Annotated in this window: 16 protein-coding genes and 1 riboswitch; of the genes, 11 read left to right on the top strand and 5 right to left on the bottom strand. The window is 61.1% G+C overall.

All coding sequences use genetic code 11. The features are described from left to right. Window positions 1-8 precede the first annotated feature (8 nt). Complete coding sequence (locus tag AC54XV_RS02365; protein WP_002551720.1) at window positions 9-332, top strand: DUF3392 domain-containing protein; 324 nt, start codon at window positions 9-11, stop codon at window positions 330-332. A 75-nt stretch (window positions 333-407) separates the two neighbouring features. Here the strand turns inward: AC54XV_RS02365 and ilvD are convergent, their stop codons facing one another. Next, a complete protein-coding gene (ilvD, locus tag AC54XV_RS02360) occupies window positions 408-2,255 on the bottom strand; it encodes a dihydroxy-acid dehydratase (RefSeq protein WP_496717780.1) in 1,848 nt (615 codons plus the stop codon). Between the two features lie 338 nt (window positions 2,256-2,593). Between ilvD and alaC the strand changes: the two genes are divergently transcribed. From alaC to otnI, 7 genes are all read left to right on the top strand, one after another. Then, a complete protein-coding gene (gene alaC / locus AC54XV_RS02355; RefSeq protein WP_003404530.1) occupies window positions 2,594-3,802 on the top strand; it encodes an alanine transaminase in 1,209 nt (402 codons plus the stop codon). Between the two features lie 173 nt (window positions 3,803-3,975). Then, on the top strand, window positions 3,976-4,431 hold the full coding sequence (locus AC54XV_RS02350; protein ID WP_002551717.1) for a YkgJ family cysteine cluster protein: 456 nt from the start codon (window positions 3,976-3,978) through the stop codon (window positions 4,429-4,431). A gap of 225 nt (window positions 4,432-4,656) precedes the next feature. Continuing rightward, window positions 4,657-5,562: an L-threonate dehydrogenase gene (ltnD, locus tag AC54XV_RS02345; RefSeq protein WP_496717777.1), complete on the top strand. Its 906-nt coding sequence runs from the start codon at window positions 4,657-4,659 to the stop codon at window positions 5,560-5,562. A 10-nt stretch (window positions 5,563-5,572) separates the two neighbouring features. Then, window positions 5,573-6,862 carry a 3-oxo-tetronate kinase gene (otnK, locus tag AC54XV_RS02340; protein WP_024659465.1) on the top strand — a complete coding sequence of 430 codons (1,290 nt, stop codon included), beginning with the start codon at window positions 5,573-5,575 and terminating at the stop codon, window positions 6,860-6,862. Then, on the top strand, window positions 6,862-7,500 hold the full coding sequence (otnC, locus tag AC54XV_RS02335; RefSeq protein WP_011266420.1) for a 3-oxo-tetronate 4-phosphate decarboxylase: 639 nt from the start codon (window positions 6,862-6,864) through the stop codon (window positions 7,498-7,500). The genes otnK and otnC overlap by 1 nt, the downstream gene beginning before the upstream one ends. A 134-nt stretch (window positions 7,501-7,634) precedes the next feature. After that, the gene (locus AC54XV_RS02330; protein ID WP_116865714.1) at window positions 7,635-9,092 is read left to right on the top strand and encodes a GntT/GntP/DsdX family permease; all 1,458 of its coding nucleotides are present in this window, start codon (window positions 7,635-7,637) and stop codon (window positions 9,090-9,092) included. A 22-nt stretch (window positions 9,093-9,114) separates the two neighbouring features. Continuing rightward, window positions 9,115-9,900 carry a 2-oxo-tetronate isomerase gene (gene otnI, locus AC54XV_RS02325; RefSeq protein WP_496717775.1) on the top strand — a complete coding sequence of 262 codons (786 nt, stop codon included), beginning with the start codon at window positions 9,115-9,117 and terminating at the stop codon, window positions 9,898-9,900. A gap of 152 nt (window positions 9,901-10,052) precedes the next feature. Here the strand turns inward: otnI and AC54XV_RS02320 are convergent, their stop codons facing one another. Next, a complete protein-coding gene (locus AC54XV_RS02320) occupies window positions 10,053-10,448 on the bottom strand; it encodes an acyl-CoA thioesterase (RefSeq protein WP_003404521.1) in 396 nt (131 codons plus the stop codon). A gap of 220 nt (window positions 10,449-10,668) precedes the next feature. Further along, window positions 10,669-10,779, top strand: a riboswitch (S-adenosyl-L-homocysteine riboswitch). A 23-nt stretch (window positions 10,780-10,802) separates the two neighbouring features. Between AC54XV_RS02320 and ahcY the strand changes: the two genes are divergently transcribed. From ahcY to rhlE2, 3 genes are all read left to right on the top strand, one after another. Then, on the top strand, window positions 10,803-12,212 hold the full coding sequence (gene ahcY, locus AC54XV_RS02315; RefSeq protein ID WP_148193313.1) for an adenosylhomocysteinase: 1,410 nt from the start codon (window positions 10,803-10,805) through the stop codon (window positions 12,210-12,212). A 189-nt stretch (window positions 12,213-12,401) separates the two neighbouring features. Beyond that, on the top strand, window positions 12,402-13,247 hold the full coding sequence (gene metF / locus AC54XV_RS02310; RefSeq protein WP_003404519.1) for a methylenetetrahydrofolate reductase [NAD(P)H]: 846 nt from the start codon (window positions 12,402-12,404) through the stop codon (window positions 13,245-13,247). Between the two features lie 311 nt (window positions 13,248-13,558). After that, the gene (rhlE2, locus tag AC54XV_RS02305) at window positions 13,559-15,448 is read left to right on the top strand and encodes an RNA helicase RhlE2 (RefSeq protein WP_003316710.1); all 1,890 of its coding nucleotides are present in this window, start codon (window positions 13,559-13,561) and stop codon (window positions 15,446-15,448) included. 393 nt (window positions 15,449-15,841) lie between these two features. Here the strand turns inward: rhlE2 and AC54XV_RS02300 are convergent, their stop codons facing one another. From AC54XV_RS02300 to AC54XV_RS02290, 3 genes are all read right to left on the bottom strand, one after another. Beyond that, on the bottom strand, window positions 15,842-16,420 hold the full coding sequence (locus AC54XV_RS02300; RefSeq protein ID WP_002551707.1) for a YceI family protein: 579 nt from the start codon (window positions 16,418-16,420) through the stop codon (window positions 15,842-15,844). 27 nt (window positions 16,421-16,447) lie between these two features. After that, window positions 16,448-16,996, bottom strand: coding sequence for a cytochrome b (locus AC54XV_RS02295; RefSeq protein WP_011266415.1), 549 nt, complete (start codon window positions 16,994-16,996; stop codon window positions 16,448-16,450). Between the two features lie 357 nt (window positions 16,997-17,353). Beyond that, a complete protein-coding gene (locus AC54XV_RS02290; RefSeq protein ID WP_058822075.1) occupies window positions 17,354-19,228 on the bottom strand; it encodes a flavin monoamine oxidase family protein in 1,875 nt (624 codons plus the stop codon). Between the last annotated feature and the right edge of the window lie 116 nt (window positions 19,229-19,344).

The raw sequence follows: 19,344 nt of genomic DNA, 5'->3' as shown, positions 1-19,344 counted from the left end.
GACCCTGCATGGATTTCGTACTCGACTTGCTCGCCACCGTTTCGCGCTGGAGTCGCAGCAATCTCTCGGAAATCGCGCTCGCGCTGGTGGGCTGCCTGCTGGTGCTGTTCGGCTCGGACATCAAAGGCTGGCTGGAACAGCGAATCAGCGGCATTACCGGCGCCCTGCGCATCCCGCTCATCGCCTTGCTGTGCGCCGTGGGCAGCGGCGCGGCGCTGATCTACGCCACACCGTGGGTAGTGCGCGGCCTCAGCCAGTTCAACAACTACAGCCTGGCACCGGTGCTGCTGGTGGTGCTGGTGCTGATCGGGGTGATTGCCGACCGCAAGTAAGCGCTGCTTTTTCAAACGCAGCAAAAAGCCCCGCATCTCTGCCGGGCTTTTGCTTTTACCTTCTACCGATGCGGATCAAGGCACCAGTTTGTCCAGCAACGCCTTGTCACGCACGGCGCCCTTGTCGGCGCTGGTCGCCAGCAGGGCGTAGGCCTTGAGGGCGGTGGTCACTTTGCGCGGACGCGACTCGACAGGCTTCCAGCCTTTCTTGTCCTGTTCGGTGCGACGCTCGGCCATCTCGGCTTCGTCGATCAGCAGGTTGATCGAGCGATTGGGGATGTCGATCAGCACCTTGTCACCGTCACGCACCAGACCAATCGCGCCACCTGCCGCCGCTTCCGGCGAGGCGTGGCCGATGGACAGGCCGGACGTACCGCCCGAGAAACGGCCGTCAGTCAGCAGCGCGCAATCCTTGCCCAGCCCCTTGGACTTCAGGTAGGACGTCGGGTAGAGCATTTCCTGCATGCCCGGACCGCCTTTCGGGCCTTCGTAGCGGATAATGACAATGTCGCCCGCTTTGACTTCATCGGCAAGAATCCCGCGCACCGCGCTGTCCTGGCTTTCGAAGATCTTCGCATTGCCTTCGAAGACGTGGATCGACTCGTCGACACCGGCGGTTTTCACCACGCAGCCGTCCAGGGCGATGTTGCCGTACAGCACGGCCAGGCCACCTTCCTGCGAATAGGCGTGCTGGACGCTACGGATGCAGCCGTTTTCACGGTCGTCATCCAGGCTGTCCCAACGGGTCGACTGGCTGAACGCGGTCTGCGTCGGGATGCCCGCCGGGCCTGCCTTGAAGAAGGTGTGCACGGCTTCGTCGTCAGTCTGGGTGATGTCCCATTTGGCGATGCCTTCGGCCAGGGTCTTGCTGTGTACGGTCGGCAGGTCGGTGTGCAGCAGGCCGCCACGCGCCAGCTCGCCGAGGATGCTGAAGATCCCGCCCGCGCGGTGCACGTCTTCCATGTGGTACTTCTGGATGTTCGGCGCGACCTTGCACAGCTGCGGCACCTTGCGCGACAGACGATCGATGTGACGCAGGTCGAAGTCGATCTCGGCTTCCTGAGCCGCCGCCAGCAAGTGCAGGATGGTGTTGGTCGAACCGCCCATGGCGATGTCCAGCGTCATGGCGTTCTCGAACGCCTTGAAGTTGGCGATGTTGCGCGGCAACACCGAATCATCGTTTTCCTTGTAGTACTGACGGCACAGGTCAACGATGGTGCGGCCGGCCTGCAGGAACAGTTGCTCGCGGTCGCTGTGGGTGGCGAGTGCGGAACCGTTGCCCGGCAGGGCCAGGCCCAGCGCTTCGGTCAGGCAGTTCATCGAGTTGGCGGTGAACATGCCGGAACACGACCCGCAGGTCGGACAGGCGCTGCGCTCATACTCGGCGACTTTTTCGTCACTGGCCGTCGAGTCGGCGGCGATGACCATCGCATCGACCAGATCCAGGCCGTGGCTGGCCAGTTTGGTCTTGCCCGCTTCCATCGGCCCGCCGGAGACGAAGATCACCGGAATGTTCAGGCGCAACGACGCCATCAGCATGCCGGGGGTGATCTTGTCGCAGTTGGAAATGCACACGATGGCGTCGGCGCAATGCGCGTTGACCATGTACTCGACCGAGTCGGCAATGATCTCGCGGCTCGGCAGCGAATAGAGCATGCCGTCGTGGCCCATGGCGATGCCGTCGTCGACCGCAATGGTGTTGAATTCCTTGGCCACGCCACCGGCGCGTTCGACTTCACGCGCGACCAGCTGGCCCATGTCCTTGAGGTGGACGTGGCCCGGTACGAACTGGGTGAAGGAGTTGGCAATGGCAATGATCGGTTTCTTGAAGTCTTCGTCCTTCATGCCCGTGGCGCGCCACAGGGCACGGGCGCCGGCCATGTTGCGGCCGTGGGTGGAGGTTTTCGAGCGGTAATCAGGCATTGGAGCACTCCGGCAAAAATAAGGCTGAATCAGGAAGGGAGTGAGCTTCTATTGACGTCGCGGACCAGCGGCAGTGACCGCAGGCAGCGAAGAAACCGAACACCACGGGATCACCGTGTACTCGGCCTGAGCTCATAAACCCGCCGGGGATGACTGGCGATGAATAGCGCCGATTCTACACCGCCGGGTGGTTTGGTGGGGTCCGAATATCGGTCTTGGCACGGCGTTGCAGATCCCGATGGACAAAAGGCTATCAGCCCATCTATCTTCCTCGGCAGGCCGCCTCATGTGGCCACGTCGCTCGGACGGTTCCGGGCGCTTACGTACGCGAGATACTCATGGCAGACCAAGGTTCGCCGCGCCGCTTTGCGCGCATCGATCGACTCCCCCCTTACGTGTTCAACATCACCGCCGAGCTGAAAATGGCTGCTCGTCGTCGCGGTGAGGACATTATCGACCTGAGCATGGGCAACCCCGACGGGGCCACACCGCCGCACATCGTCGACAAGCTGATCACCGTCGCCCAGCGCGAAGACACCCACGGCTACTCCACCTCGCGCGGCATTCCACGCCTGCGCCGGGCGATTTCCAACTGGTACAAGAAGCGCTACGAGGTCGACATCGACCCTGAAAGCGAAGCAATCGTGACCATTGGTTCCAAGGAAGGCCTGGCCCACCTGATGCTCGCCACACTGGACCAGGGCGACACGGTGCTGGTGCCCAACCCCAGTTACCCGATCCACATCTACGGTGCCGTGATTGCCGGCGCCCAGGTGCGATCGGTGCCGCTGGTGCCTGGCGTGGACTTCTTCGACGAGCTGGAAAAAGCCATTCGCGGCTCGATTCCCAAGCCGAAGATGATGATTCTGGGCTTTCCGTCCAACCCGACTGCGCAATGTGTGGAGCTGGACTTCTTCGAGCGCGTGGTGGCCCTGGCCAAACAGTACGACGTGCTGGTGGTGCATGACCTGGCGTACGCCGACATCGTCTACGATGGCTGGAAAGCCCCGTCGATCATGCAGGTGCCGGGTGCCAAGGACATTGCCGTGGAGTTCTTCACCCTGTCCAAGAGCTACAACATGGCCGGCTGGCGGATTGGTTTCATGGTCGGCAACCCCGAACTGGTGAATGCACTGGCGCGGATCAAGAGTTACCACGACTACGGTACCTTCACGCCACTGCAGGTGGCGGCGATTGCCGCGCTGGAAGGCGATCAGCAATGCGTGCTCGACATTGCCGAGCAGTATCGCCAACGCCGCAACGTACTGGTCAAGGGCTTGCACGAACTGGGCTGGATGGTCGAGAACCCCAAGGCCTCGATGTACGTCTGGGCGAAGATTCCACAGGCCTATGCGCACCTGGGTTCGCTGGAGTTCGCCAAGAAGCTGTTGGCCGAAGCCAAGGTGTGTGTCTCGCCGGGCATCGGTTTCGGTGAGTACGGCGACGATCATGTGCGCTTCGCCCTGATCGAGAACCAGGACCGCATCCGCCAGGCCGTTCGTGGCATCCGCAGCATGTTCAGGGCCGACGACAAGCTCAAGTCCTGAGCCCCCACTGAGACACCGCGCCTGCTGACCGACTGCGCTCGGCAGGCGCGGACGCTGCAGCCGACTGCCTCCCCACACCTGACCGACAGTCGCTTCGGCAATTTTTGATTTCTGCAAATCGCTGCAGACCGGTATGATCGCGCGCCCCGATACACCCGGAAGCCTGACCTGAAATGAAACCCACCTTGATCGCCGCCGCAGAACTCGATCGCATCGACACCTGGGCCAAATACTCCAGCCACATGTGCGGGGGCTGCGTGTCCAGTTGCTGCACGTTGCCGGTAGAAGTGAAGATCAAGGACCTGATCCGCATCGGCATCGTCGATGAGTTCGAACGCGGCGACCCGGCGAAGAACATCGCCAAGCGTCTGCAGAAAGAAGGCATCGTCGAGCGCTACAACCAGAAGTCCGAGATCTTCACCTTGCAGCGCATGAGCAACAACGACTGCCTGTACCTGGACCGCAAAAGCCGCCTGTGCACCATCTATGACAAGCGCCCGGACACCTGCCGCAACCACCCGAAAGTCGGGCCGCGCCCCGGTTATTGCGCGTACAAGCCCAAAGAAGTCGTGCGTCAGGAAAGCGGCTCACTGCGAAACGCCACCAGCGCGCCAGTGCCGAAATTCTGATTCGTGAAAGACGGCGCAGCACGCCGAACATCATGGTTTTCAATCAAGCCCCGCACAGGGGCTTTTTTGTGCGCGATGGAAAAAGCCTATCGATGTTAAATTTTGTGAAAAATAAAAATACTTCACATTATTTACTCATTGATTCACTATCCGATTCACAGATCAGAACAATAACGTCCGAATGTCGGCTTCACAGGCATCGGCACTGACTTCGAGGATTACTGCATGACTGGCAAAAACGTTGGCGTTATCGGCCTGGGTGCGATGGGTCTGGGCATTGCTCGCTCGTTGCTGCGTAGCGGCTTCACTGTGCATGCCTGTGATGTGCGCACCAGCGTGACCGAAGCATTCGCCCAGGAAGGCGGGGTGGCCTGTGATTCTCCGGCCAGCATGGCCGCTGCCTGCGATGTGATCATCACAGTCGTAGTCAATGCCGAGCAGACCGAAACCGTGCTGTTTGGCGAAAACGGCGCCATTGCCGCGCTGCGTCCGGGCTGCCTGGTCATCGGTTGCGCCACCGTCGCGCCCACCTTCGCCGTCGAACTGGGCGAGCGTCTGGCTGCACAGAACCTGCTGTACCTCGATGCGCCGATCTCCGGCGGTGCCGCCAAGGCGGCCGCTGGCCAGATGACCATGATGACCTCCGGCCCGGCCGAGTCCTACGCCAAGGCAGAAGCCATCCTCAACGGCATGGCCGGTAAGGTCTATCGCCTGGGCGACGTCCACGGTCTGGGCTCGAAAGTCAAAATCATCAATCAACTGCTCGCGGGCGTACACATCGCCGCCAGCGCCGAAGCCATGGCTCTGGGCCTGCGCGAAGGTGTCGATGCTGACGCGCTGTATGAAGTGATCACCAACAGTGCCGGTAACTCGTGGATGTTCGAGAACCGCGTGCCGCACATCCTCAATGCCGATTACACGCCGCTGTCGGCCGTGGACATTTTCGTCAAGGACCTCGGCCTGGTGCTGGATACCGCACGCAGCAGCAAATTCCCGCTGCCACTCTCGGCCACCGCGCACCAGATGTTCATGCAGGCATCCAGCGCCGGCTTCGGTCGCGAGGATGACTCGGCCGTGATCAAGATTTTCCCGGGCATCGAGTTGCCGAAAGCCATGCCAGAAAAAGCCTGAGGAGCGCCTGATGAGCCTGAATAACGCTCGCCCGCTGCTGGGCTGCATTGCCGATGACTTCACCGGCGCCACCGACCTGGCCAACATGCTGGTGCGGGGCGGCATGCGCACCGTGCAGAGCATTGGCATCCCCAGCGCCGAGATGGCGGCCGGTCTGGACGCCGACGCGATTGTCATCGCCCTGAAATCGCGTACCACGCCCAGCGCCGAGGCGGTGGCTGAATCCCTGGCTGCTCTGGAATGGCTGCGCGAGCGCGGCTGCGAGCAGATCTTCTTCAAGTACTGCTCGACCTTCGATTCCACTGCTGCAGGTAACATCGGTCAGGTCAGCGAAGCACTGCTGGAGCAACTGGGCAGCGATTTCACCCTCGCCTGCCCGGCCTTCCCGGAAAACGGCCGCACGATTTTCCGTGGTCACCTGTTCGTGCAGGACCAGTTGCTCAGCGAATCGGGCATGCAGAACCACCCGCTGACGCCCATGACCGACGCCAATCTGGTGCGTGTGCTGCAAGCGCAGACTAGCCACAAGGTCGGCCTGTTGCGCTATGACAGCATTGCCCAGGGCGTCGAAGGCGTGCGCAACAGAATTGCCGAGCTGCGCGCCGAAGGTGTGAGCATGGCGATTGCCGATGCCCTGTCGGATGCGGATCTGTACACCCTCGGCGAAGCCTGCGCCGACTTGCCGCTGCTGACCGGTGGCTCGGGGCTGGCGCTGGGCCTGCCGGGCAACTTCCGCAAGGCGGGCAAGCTGCGCGATATCGATGCGGCCAAACAGGTCGCCATCAGTGGCGGCGAAGTGGTACTGGCGGGTAGCGCATCGGTCGCCACCAATGGTCAGGTCGCGGCCTGGCTGGAAGCCGATCGCCCTGCGCTGCGCATCAATCCGCTGGAGCTGGCCGCTGGCAAGCCAGTGGTCGAGCAGGCGCTGGCCTTTGCCAGAGACGCCGGGCAGACCGTATTGATCTACGCCACCAGCACTCCGGACGAAGTCAAAGCCGTGCAGCAAGAACTGGGCGTCGAACGCTCCGGCGCTATGGTCGAAGCTGCACTTGGTGAAATCGCCAAAGGGCTGCTGGACGCAGGCGTGCGCCGTTTCGTGGTTGCCGGTGGCGAAACCTCCGGTGCCGTGGTTCAGGCACTGGGCGTGCAGTTGCTGCAAATCGGCGCACAGATCGATCCGGGCGTTCCGGCCACGGTGAGCAGCGGCACACAACCGCTGGCCCTGGCCCTCAAATCCGGCAACTTCGGTGCGCGCGACTTCTTCGCCAAGGCGCTCAAGCAACTGGCGGGGGCTGCCTGATGATCGATGAAAACGCACTGCGTCAGGAAATCTGCGACGTCGGCCGTTTGCTGTATGGCCGCGGCTATACGGTTGGCAGCGCCGGCAACATCAGCGCACGACTCGACGACGGCTGGCTGATTACCCCGACCGACGCCTGCCTGGGGCGCATGGACCCGGCCGATATCGCCAAGGTCAATCTGGCCGGTGAATGGGTGTCCGGCAGCAAGCCGTCCAAAACCCTGGCCTTGCACCGCGAGGTCTACGACCGCAATCCGCAGGTCGGTGGTGTGGTGCACACGCACTCGACGCATCTGGTCGCCCTGACCCTGGCCGGGGTGTGGCAGGAAGACGACATTCTGCCGCCGCTGACGCCGTATCAGGTCATGAAGGTCGGGCATATCCCATTGATCCCTTACGAACGTCCAGGCTCGCCGAAAGTCGCCGAGCGCGTGGCGGAACTGGCCAACAGCGTGCGCGGCGTGATGCTCGAGCGCCTCGGCCCGGTGGTCTGGGAAAGCTCGGTGGCCAAGGCCTGCTATGCCCTTGAGGAACTGGAAGAGACTGCCCGTCTGTGGCTGATGAGCAACCCCAAACCTGCACCGCTGGCCCCGGCGGCGCTTGAAGAGCTGCGTCAGGTGTTCGACGCCAGGTGGTAACGGACACACGGTGATCGCGAGGCGCACTGCGCCTCCCGGTCGAAAACAATAACAACAGGAATCGAGAGCATGACTCATCCCTACCCCGCTGTTTCGTTGTCAGTCTTTACCGCCATTGACCGGAGTGCACGGGCATGACGCCGCTCATGTTGATGGTCGTGGCCGGTGCGGGCATCGCACTGCTGTTGTTTCTGGTGCTCAAGTACAAATTCCAGCCGTTTGTCGCCCTGATGCTGGTGAGCATTATCGTGGCGCTGGTCGCCGGTGTTAAACCGGCCGATCTGGTCGCCACCATTGAAGGCGGCATGGGCAAGACGCTCGGCCATATCGCGATCATCATCGCCCTGGGCGCAATGATCGGGCGCATTATCGAGCTGTCCGGCGGGGCCGAAGCACTGGCCAAGACCCTGATCAACCGCTTCGGCAACAGGCGCACGCCTCTGGCGCTGACCGTTGCCGGTTTCATGGTCGGCATTCCGGTGTTCTTCGAGGTCGGCGTGATCATTCTCATGCCGCTGGCCTATGGTGTGGCGCGTGCGGCACGCAAGCCGCTGCTGATTTTCGCGCTGCCGATGTGCGCTGCACTGCTCGCCGTGCACGCGTTTCTGCCGCCGCATCCTGGCGCTGTTGCCGCCGCCAGCCAGTTGGGCGCGGACCTGGGCCGGGTGCTGATGCTGGGCATCCCGATCGTTGCCGTGCTGTGCATGATCGGCTACTTCGTCGCGGGGCGCATGACCCGCAAGACTTACCCGATGACCGATGACATCCGCGCCGAAGTCTATGGCCCGCATGTCACCAACGAAGATCTGGAAGCCTGGGCGCGCAACGATTATTCCGCTGTGCGCGAAGCGAGCGAAACCCGAACAATGGGCGTCGAAGAGAGCGCCAGCAGCTTGGCAAGCAAGCTGCCGCCCGCGCCCGCACCGGGTTTCGGACTGATCATCGCGCTGATCCTGCTACCGATCGTGCTGATTCTGATGGGCACGCTGGCCACCACCATGCTGCCAGCCACGTCCACACTGCGCGCGGTGCTGACCGTACTGGGTGCGCCTCTGGTTGCGCTGCTGATCGATACCCTGCTGTGCGCCTGGCTGCTGGGCTCGCGTCGCGGCTGGAGCCGTACTCAGGTGTCCGACGTGATCGGCTCGGCCTTGCCGGGTGTCGCGATGGTGATCCTGATTGCCGGCGCCGGTGGCGTATTCGGCAAGGTGCTGGTCGACACCGGCATAGGTGCCGTGGTTTCCGAAGCGCTGCGCAACACCGGTCTGCCGGTACTCGCGCTGGGCTTCCTGCTGACCCTGCTGCTGCGTGCCGTTCAGGGCTCGACCACCGTTGCGCTGGTCACCACCGCAGGCATTCTCAGCCCGCTGATCGCCACACTGGACCTGAGCGCCAACCACCTGGCGCTGCTGTGTCTGGCCATGGGCGGTGGCGGCCTGGCCATGTCGCACATCAACGATGCCGGTTACTGGATGTTCACCAAGCTGGCGGGCCTCAACGTCGCCGACGGCTTGCGCACCTGGACCGTACTGGTCACGCTGCTCGGCACACTGGGCTTTGTGATCACCCTGCTGCTTTGGCCATTCGTCTGACCCTTTGAAGACTGGAGTTAACATGCCTCGTTTTGCCGCCAACCTCAGCATGCTGTACCCGCAGCATGATTTTCTTGAGCGCTTTGCCGCAGCCGCTGCCGACGGTTTCGGCGCGGTCGAGTACCTGTTTCCTTATGCTTACACGCCGCAGGAGCTCAAGCAGCGCCTGAGCGACAACGGTCTGGTGCAGGCGCTGTTCAACGCTCCACCGGGCGACTGGGACGCGTGCGAGCGAGGCATTGCCACCCTGCCGGGCCGTGAAGCGGAATTTCGCAGCGGTATCGAGCGGGCACTGGAATATGCGCAGGTGCTGGGCAATGACCGTGTGCATGTCATGGCCGGTCTGCTGCCCAACGAAGGGTTGCGTGAGCGTCATCAGGCGGTCTATCTGGAGAACCTGGCGTTCGCGGCTGAGCAAGCCAAGAGCGCAGGCGTCACGATCCTGATCGAGCCGATCAACACCCGCGACATGCCGGGCTTCTTCCTCAACCGCCAGGATCAGGCGCAGGACATCTGCAAGCTGGTGGGCGCCGACAATCTGAAGGTGCAGTTCGACTGCTACCACTGCCAGATCGTCGAAGGCGACCTGACCAGCAAACTGCGTCGTGACTTTGCAGGCATCGGCCACATCCAGATCGCCGGGGTGCCGGATCGCAACGAACCGGACCTGGGCGAACTGAACTACGAGCACCTGTTCAACGTCATCGACGAACTGGGCTACAGCGGCTGGATCGGTTGCGAATATCGCCCGAAAGGCGATACCAGCGAAGGTCTGGCATGGTTGCGCGCGTTGCAGGCCAAGGGCTGAACCCTGCTTTTATGGATGACGCGGAGCGTCATGAAAGGCATTCCCACGCGGAGCGTGAGGAACGATCATTCTGTAACTGTCGTGCCCAGGCACGGCAGGTTTGCGCAAGAACACTATCGTGCCCATGCTCCGCGTGTTCAGCGACCTGAGCATCAGTCCTCTACGTCGAACTGGTCCTTGATGTAGCGAATTTCAGTCCGGCCATGCGGCACAGGCTGGCCGTCTTCGTCGAGGTTGACGAACACGATCTTCTCGACGGTCAAAATGCTTTTGCGGGTGATCTTGTTGCGCACCTGGCATTTGAGGGTGATCGAGGTGCGGCCGAACTCTGTAGCGGTGATGCCCAGTTCGATGATGTCGCCCTGACGCGAGGCACTGACGAAGTTGATTTCCGAGATGTACTTGGTCACCACCCGCTGATTACCCAGCTGAACAATCGCGTAGATCGCCGCCTCTTCATCGATCCAGCGCAGCAGGCTGCCGCCGAATAACGTGCCGTTGGGGTTGAGGTCTTCGGGCTTTACCCATTTGCGGGTGTGGAAATTCATGGTCACTCCTGAGCGTCTGGCCGATGGATAGCTGCATGATGGCAGAGCCGGCGGCCCGCGCCCATGCCTGGGTCATAGCGACTGTGCATCGACCCTATTACAGACAGATGGCAATTGGATGGCCTTTAAACCGACAGAAAGCCTTGGGTAGAATCGCGAGCACCGCTATACTGCCAAACGTTTCAAAACGGTCATCTACGCTTGATACCGTTCCCGCCACCTGTCCGAGGGGCGCTGCAGCAGGTTTTCCCTGTCAGGCTCGGATGGGGCGTTGTTTGCCAGGACGATCCTCGACCGGCAAACCTTAAACGCACAACGGCGCCCATTCGCATTTTTATGGAATGGAGACTCTCAATGAGTGCTGTAATGACGCCCGCAGAATTCAATGACTACAAGGTTGCCGATATTTCTCTGGCCGCCTGGGGTCGCCGCGAAACCATCATCGCCGAATCCGAAATGCCTGCCCTGATGGGTCTGCGTCGCAAATACGCCGGTAATCAGCCGCTGAAAGGCGCGAAGATTCTCGGCTGCATCCACATGACCATTCAGACCGCCGTACTGATCGAAACCCTGGTTGCCCTGGGTGCCGAAGTTCGCTGGTCGTCGTGCAACATTTTCTCGACTCAGGACCAGGCTGCCGCGGCCATCGCTGCTGCCGGCATTCCTGTGTTCGCCTGGAAAGGCGAAACCGAAGAAGAATACGAGTGGTGCATCGAGCAGACCATCCTCAAGGATGGCCAGCCATGGGACGCCAACATGATCCTCGACGACGGCGGCGACCTGACCGAGATCATCCACAAGAAATACCCGGCGATGCTGGACAAGATCCACGGTGTCACCGAAGAAACCACCACGGGCGTGCACCGCCTGCTGGACATGCTGGCCAAGGGCGAGCTGAAAATCCCGGCCATCAACGTCAACGACTCGGTGACCAAGAGCAAGAACGACAACAAGTACGGCTGCCGTCACAGCCTGAACGACGCCATCAAGCGCGGCACCGACCACTTGCTGTCCGGCAAGCAGGCGCTGGTGATCGGCTACGGTGACGTGGGCAAGGGCTCGGCCCAGTCCCTGCGTCAGGAAGGCATGATCGTCAAAGTGACCGAAGTCGACCCGATCTGCGCCATGCAGGCCTGCATGGACGGTTTCGAGCTGGTCTCGCCGTTCATCGACGGTGAAAACGACGGCACCGAAGCGAGCATCGACAAGGCGCTGCTGGGCAAGATCGACCTGATCGTGACCACCACCGGTAACGTCAACGTTTGCGACTCCAACATGCTCAAGGCGCTGAAAAAGCGTGCTGTGGTGTGCAACATCGGTCACTTCGACAACGAAATCGACACCGCTTTCATGCGCAAGAACTGGGCATGGGAAGAAGTGAAGCCACAGGTTCACAAGATCCATCGTACCGGCCCGGGCTCGTTCGACGCACAGAACGACGACTACCTGATCCTGCTGGCCGAAGGCCGTCTGGTCAACCTGGGTAACGCCACTGGCCACCCAAGCCGCATCATGGATGGCTCGTTCGCCAACCAGGTTCTGGCGCAGATCTTCCTCTTCGAGCAGAAGTACGCCGACCTGGCACCGGCCAGGAAAGCCGAGCGTCTGACCGTTGAAGTACTGCCGAAGAAACTCGACGAAGAAGTGGCCCTGGAAATGGTCCGCGGCTTCGGTGGCGTTGTGACCAAGCTGACCAAGACCCAGGCCGATTACATCGGCGTGACCGTCGAAGGTCCGTTCAAGCCAGACGCTTATCGCTATTGATAGATAGCTGCAAGCGATAAGCTTCAAGCTGCAAGCAAGTGCATTTCTCTTGTTTGCAGCTTGAGCTTGACGCTCGTTTCTTTATCGTTATTACACAGCCGTGAGCGGTAAGCATGAGGCTGCGGAGCCAGGCATACAGCCCTCTTGCAGCTTGTAGCTTGCAGCTAAAAGCTGGAGGCCTCCTCCCCCATGTCTCAAGAACGCCGCTTCAGCTTCGAGTTCTTTCCTACCAAGACCGACGCTGGACATGAAAAGCTGCTGACCGTTGCTCGTCAGCTCGCTACGTACAACCCCGATTTTTTCTCCTGCACCTATGGTGCCGGTGGCTCGACCCGCGACCGCACGCTCAATACCGTGCTGCAGCTGGAAAACGAGATCAAAGTCCCTGCTGCGCCGCATTTGTCCTGCGTAGGCGACAGCAAGGATGACCTGCGCAACCTGTTGGCGCAGTACAAGGATGCGGGCATCAAACGCATCGTGGCACTGCGCGGCGACCTGCCATCCGGCATGGGCATGGCCAGCGGTGAACTGCGTCACGCCAATGACCTGGTGAGCTTCATTCGCCAGGAAAGCGGCAGCCACTTCCACATCGAAGTCGCCGCCTACCCGGAAATGCATCCGCAGGCGCGCAATTTCGAAGACGACCTCAAGCACTTCGTCAACAAGGCCAATGCCGGCGCCGACAGTGCGATCACTCAGTACTTCTTCAACGCCGACAGCTATTTCAACTTTGTCGAGCGTGTCGAGAAGATGGGCGTCAGCATTCCGATCGTGCCGGGCATCATGCCGATCACCAACTACAGCAAGCTGGCGCGTTTCTCGGATGCCTGCGGTGCGGAAATCCCGCGCTGGATTCGCAAACAGCTGGAAGCCTACGGCGATGACGTGCAAAGCATCCAGGCGTTTGGCGAAGAAGTCATCACGCAGATGTGCGAACGACTGCTGCAAGGTGGCGCTCCCGGCCTGCACCTCTACACCCTGAACCAGGCGGAACCGAGCCTGGCGGTGTGGAACAACCTGCAACTGCCACGCTGAAAACGGCTGCGGCACCGCGATCCGACCGGCAGTTTCCGGGGGATCGCGGCCTCATACACCGTTGGGCAGCAGGAAAGCGGCGTATTGCGCTCGCTCTGTTATACTCCAGCCTTCCCGCCAGGCTTACGCCCGGACGCCCGGTCTTGCAATCGTCATCCGTTCACGCCAACAGCGCAATTTTCATCAAGCGCAGACGTCACGGAATGCACTGAAGACCCGGCAGGACCGGACGGGATCGCGTTGTCTTTACACGCCATTCGCGCCAGGCAAGACATCCCTTGAGCTTAAGCTCCAACAGAACAGGATTACTCATGTCCTTTGCTTCCCTCGGTCTCTCCGAGGCTTTAGTCCGCGCCATCGAGGCAGCCGGCTATACCCAGCCTACCCCCGTGCAACAGCGGGCCATTCCCGCCGTGTTGCAAGGTCGCGACCTGATGGTTGCGGCACAGACCGGTACTGGTAAAACCGGCGGTTTTGCCCTCCCTATTCTGGAGCGGCTGTTTCCCAATGGTGTTCCGGACAAATCCCAGCGTCACGGCCCGCGTCAACCGCGCGTTCTGGTCCTGACCCCGACCCGCGAACTGGCCGCACAGGTGCACGAGAGCTTCAAGCTCTATGCCCGCGACCTGAAGTTCGTCAGCGCCTGCATCTTCGGCGGCGTCGGCATGAACCCGCAGGTTCAGGCCATGTCCCGTGGTGTGGACGTCCTGGTGGCCTGCCCCGGCCGCCTGCTCGACCTGGCCGGCCAAGGCAGTGTCGACCTGTCCCACGTCGAAATCCTGGTGCTCGATGAAGCAGACCGGATGCTCGACATGGGCTTCGTGCATGACGTCAAGAAGGTCCTCGCGCGGCTGCCGGCCAAGCGTCAGAACCTGCTGTTCTCGGCCACCTTCTCCAATGACATCACGTCGTTGGCTGGCAAGCTGCTGCACAACCCCGAGCGCATCGAAGTCACGCCGCCGAACACCACGGTCGAGCGTATCGAGCAACGGGTTTTCCGCCTGGCAGCCAACCACAAGCGTTCGCTGCTGGCGCACCTGATTACCGTCGGTGCCTGGGAACAGGTGCTGGTCTTCACCCGCACCAAGCACGGCGCCAACCGTCTGGCCGAGTACCTGGACAAGCACGGCCTTGCGGCTGTCGCGATCCACGGCAACAAGAGCCAGAACGCCCGTACCAAGGCCCTGGCTGACTTCAAGGCAGGTGATGTACGCATCATGGTCGCGACCGATATCGCCGCACGCGGCCTGGATATCGATCAGTTGCCGCATGTCGTCAACTTCGAGCTGCCCAACGTCGACGAAGACTACGTGCACCGTATCGGTCGTACCGGCCGTGCCGGTCGCTCCGGTGAAGCCATTTCGCTGGTTGCGCCGGACGAAGAGAAGCTGCTCAAAAGCATCGAGCGCATGACCAAGCAGAAGATCGCCGACGGCGACCTGATGGGCTTCGACATCACCGCAGTCGAGGCTGAGAAGCCGGAAGTGCGTGAGCGTCCGGATGTTCGCAACTCGCGTGGCGCACGTCCTGCACGTGGCGATGGCGACAAGAACAACGGTGGTCGTCGCGACAAGGGCAAGGATAAAGGCAAGGAAAAACCTGCCGCTGCATCCGCCACTGGCGAACGCCCTGCAAGGCAGCCACGCGAAAAAAAACCTCGTGAGGGCACGCCTCGCAGCGAACAGCGTGCATCGCAACCCGCCACACCGCGTCCGGCAGCCGATCGTGCACCGGACGAGTTCCGTGACGACGAAGTAGACAACTTCGGCAACCGCGCTGACTACGTCAGTCCTTATCAGGGCAAAGGCCAGAACCGTGGTCGCCGCCCTGCCGCCGCGCCTGGCGCAGCCGCACCGGCCGCTGGCGGCGCAGCTCGCCCGGCCAATCCGGGTCGCCCTGCCGGTGGCGCTCGCAACGGCTCCGGCAGTGGCGCACCAAAGCGCAACGGCTCGGGCTCATCGGCACCACGCTCGCGTGATGGTCAGCCACGTGGCCGTCGCCCGGCACGTGAAGAGCAACCCTTGCCACGTGAAGGTCAGGAGCCGGTCGCACGCGCACCCCGCGACGGCCAGCCTCAGCCGAAGATCGTGCACAAGGAATCCAAGATCGACCGCTTCCCGTCTGCCGAGCAACTGGACCAGTTGCCGAGCCGTCCACGCGGTGAAAAACCGGCCCTGCTGACCCGCAACCGCGACAGCTGACAGCCACGCAACACTAAAAACGCCCCGACTTGCTCGGGGCGTTTTTGTTTGTTGTATCGATGATCGTCGTGCGAGATGATCGCTCCCGCACTCTGCGTATACGTAAATCTGTTTTTGATTCTGGCCGAAGGCCGTAGGAGCGAACTTGTTCGCGAAGGCTTCAGCTCAGACGATGCATTTTCGGTGAATATACAGGCCCTTTCGCGAACAAGTTCGCTCCCACGCCCTGCGGGCAGAAACCTGAAAGCGCCGTCCTCCGAGCTTTTCAGGGCTTGTATATGAAGATAAGCGCTCCGCGTAGTAGCGCAGCCTTGGACGCTCCGCGTTCGATCCTGGGCAGCACCCACAAAAACGCCGACCCAAGGGTCGGCGTTTTGTCGATCAAGCGTGCAATTACTTCTTCTGTACGCCTTCGAAGCTGATGTCCAGATCCAGCGTCTGCGACGTAGGGCCTGGGCCCTTGATGCCGAAGTCGTTCAGGTTCAGCGTCGAAGTACCGTTGAAGCCGGCACGGTAGCCACCCCATGGATCCTTGCCTTCGCCGTTGAAGGTTGCCTTGATGACGATTGGCTTGGTCACGCCGTGCAGGGTCAGGTCGCCAGTGACGTCAGCCGTTTTCTCGCCAGTCGATTTGACTGCGGTGGAAACGAATTTGGCTTCCGGGTATTTGGCAACGTCCAGGAAATCCTTGCTGGAGATGTGCTTGTCGCGCTCAGCGTGGTTGGTGAACAGGCTGGCGGTTTTCAGCTCGACATTGATCTTGCTGGCTTCAGGCTTGGCAGCATCGAAGCTGAACGTGCCGTCCCAGTCCTTGAAGGTACCGTGGATGAAGCTGTAGCCCAGGTGGCTGATCTTGAAGTCAACGAATGCGTGTTGACCTTCCTTGTCGATAACGTAGTCGGCAGCCATGGCCTGGCCAGCAGACAACAATGCGGTACCCAGAGCCAGAGCGGCGAGAGACTTCTTCAACATGCGTTTATTCCCGTTTTGGTTGAACAATCAATTACGACCCAGCATACGCTTGAGGGTCACATCGCGATCGATGAAGTGGTGTTTCAATGCAGCAAGACCATGGAGCCCCGCGAATATCACGATGACCCAGGCCAGATACAGGTGAATCCAGCCAGCCGTTTCTGCCTGATCAGGAAGGCCCGAAACCAGCGCGGGCACATCGAACAGGCCGAATATCGGAATCCCCACGCCGTCGGCGGTGGAGATGAGATACCCGGCGAACATCACGGCAAACAGTGCGACGTACAAAAACAGATGGCCGAATGCGGCACCGATGCGCGTCAACTTACTGTAGCTGGTCAACGGCGGTGGTGGCGGACTGAGCAGGCGCCAGACCACACGGATCAACATGACTGCAAACAACGTGATGCCGATGCTCTTGTGCAGATCAGGGCCCGCCTTGCGCCACGTATCGTAGTAATCCAGCCCGACCATCCACAGCCCCAGCGCAAACATTCCAAACACGACAGCAGCCACACCCCAGTGCAGCACCATGCTGACCAGACCGTAGCGAGAGGATGAATTACGTAGCTGCATTACCAGTACCTTGTCAGAAGTGTTACCAGACTAGCTTTTTATCTATCGAATGAAAGCGCAAAATTTCGCTCGGACGTATCGAACAATACGATAGGTCTGGTGGGCAGCTCGTACTTCGATTCTGTTGCTTTCCCCAACACCTGAACCCCTGTTCAGCGGTGTCAGGCTGTCCTCGCTGCAGCAGCATCCCGATAATTGGCCGCCAGTAACACTTTGCAATGACCATCGGCGTTTCGATGCCGATGAACGGCACGCCGAGGCCCGACAAGGTCAACCCACAGGGATAGAACGAATCGAGCGTGCATAAAAAAAGGGATGCGGTATGAACCGCATCCCTTTCAGTCAGCCATCGGCTGGTCAGTTGTTGGCGTCTGCAGGCGCTGCGTCAGCAGGGGTCTTGGCTGGAGCCGGTTTGCTCTGAGCCTTTTTCGCGGCCTCTTTTTTGGCCGCTTCCTTCTTCGCAGCCTCTTTTTTAGCCGCTTCTTTCCTGGCCGCTTCCTTGCTCTGCACTTTCTTCGCAGGCTCAGCCTTGGTCGCTGGCTTCTTCGCTGGCTCGGCTTTTACCGGCGGTTTGGCAGGCTGAACAACCGGCGCAACCACGGGTGCCGGAGCGGCAGCCGGTGCAGGCGCTGGAGCCGGCTCTACCGCTTTCTCAACCGGAGCAGGTGCCGGCGCCGGTTGCTCACCACCGCCGAATATGCGCGAGAAGAAGCCTGGCTTGTCAGCCTGCGGCTTGGCAGGTTCGGCCGGCTTGTCGGAGGAACCGCCGAACAGATTGCTGAAGAAATTGCCTTCGGATTTCTGCGCAGCCGGGGCCGGAGCTTTCGGCGGCGCAACCTTGACCGGTTCGAACGACTTGCCAGCGGCCAGATCCTGCACCTGACCGGCTGCACGCTGACCACTGCGCAGGGCGCCTTCCAGGGTGCCGGGGTACAAGGTGTCGGTGTGCTCGCCAGCAAAGGCTACGCGCAGAATCGGCCGCTCCCACAGACGCCAGTACTTGCTGATCTGACCGGGGCCGAACGCCAGGTAAGAACCGCCAGTGGAGGGATCGACGCTGTAGCGGCGGATTTCATAGCCGGTGTACGCACCGCGAGCTTCAGGGTAGAACGCATGCAGACGGATCAACACCTGATCGACCATCTGCTTGTCACCGAAGGCCTGCATGATGCGCGCGTTGTCGCCCGACAGGTTGATCACCACGTTGGCGCCACCTTTAAGCGCCGGCTCTACCCACAACATGCCCAGACCGGTGTTACTGAACACTTCACCGGACATGCGCGCCTTGCTGTCCCAGACTGGGGTCTTGAACTTGAGCATGATCTGGTCGCGCCAGCCGTAGTTGGTGCTCTTGATCGCGCCCATGTGCTGCGCGTCCAGTGCAGGCGTCATCTGGATCTTGCCCAGCGAACGCAACGGCACGGCCATGACTGCGTAGTCGGCTGTGTAGCTGGTCGCGCCAGCCTTGACGGTGACCTTGTCCTTTTCCTGAATGACTGCCGTCACCGGCGAGTTGGTCTTGACGGTCTTGAGTTGCTTGACGAACGCCTGGGTCAGCACCGCGCTGCCACCGGGCAGACGTGCAGCACGCAAGTCACGCTCGTCGACCGAGCGATACACCCGCGATTGCTGGGCGAGGTACAGCAGCGACAGGCGCGAAGGCTCGTCGTAGCGGGTACGGATCTGCTGATTGATCAACTGACGCGCCGTGACAGGCAGGTTCAGGCGGTCCAGCCAGTTGGCGACGTTGATCTGGTCCAGCGCAAACAGCGTGCTGTTGGACGCCGGGTTTTCCGGGTCGTCCACCGAACGCGCGAGGTTATCCAGCGTGTCGTTGTAGCGCTTGATGGCTTCGGCGGTCGCCGGCTGTTTGACAGCCAGGTCAGCCTGGGTGTAGTACACACCGTCGATCAGGTAGCTGGGCGTGCGCACGAATTCAGGCGCAGGCACAGTAGGCAGCTTGAAGCTGTCCAGGTAGCGGTTCAGCACAGGCTGAGCCTTGGTGTTGCCGATCCACTCGCTGGTCGCCAGACCGGAGCGGCCACCCAGACTCGGCTTGGCTTCCAGCAGCGTCACCTGCCAGCCTTTGGCCTGCAGTTCATAGGCGGCAGTCAAACCTGCCAGACCACCACCGACGACAATGGCGGTTCGTTGTTTTTCATCGGCGAGCGTCGAAACGCTGACCAACCCTGCCACTATCAGCGCACAGGCGCGCAGCCAACCAGAAAGCATTCGGCGAACTCCAGAAAACATAGGGAAGATAGGGCAAGTCAGCCCGACACATCGACTCGCTGCGCAGGATACGCGAGCCATCAAATAGCCGCCAGCAATGTCCATCGGCCTTTAAA

Source organism: Pseudomonas fragariae (ex Marin et al. 2024) (assembly GCF_059621105.1).
The sequence above is the reverse complement of the archived record's forward strand: the minus strand, read 5'-3'. Positions and strand labels throughout refer to the sequence as shown.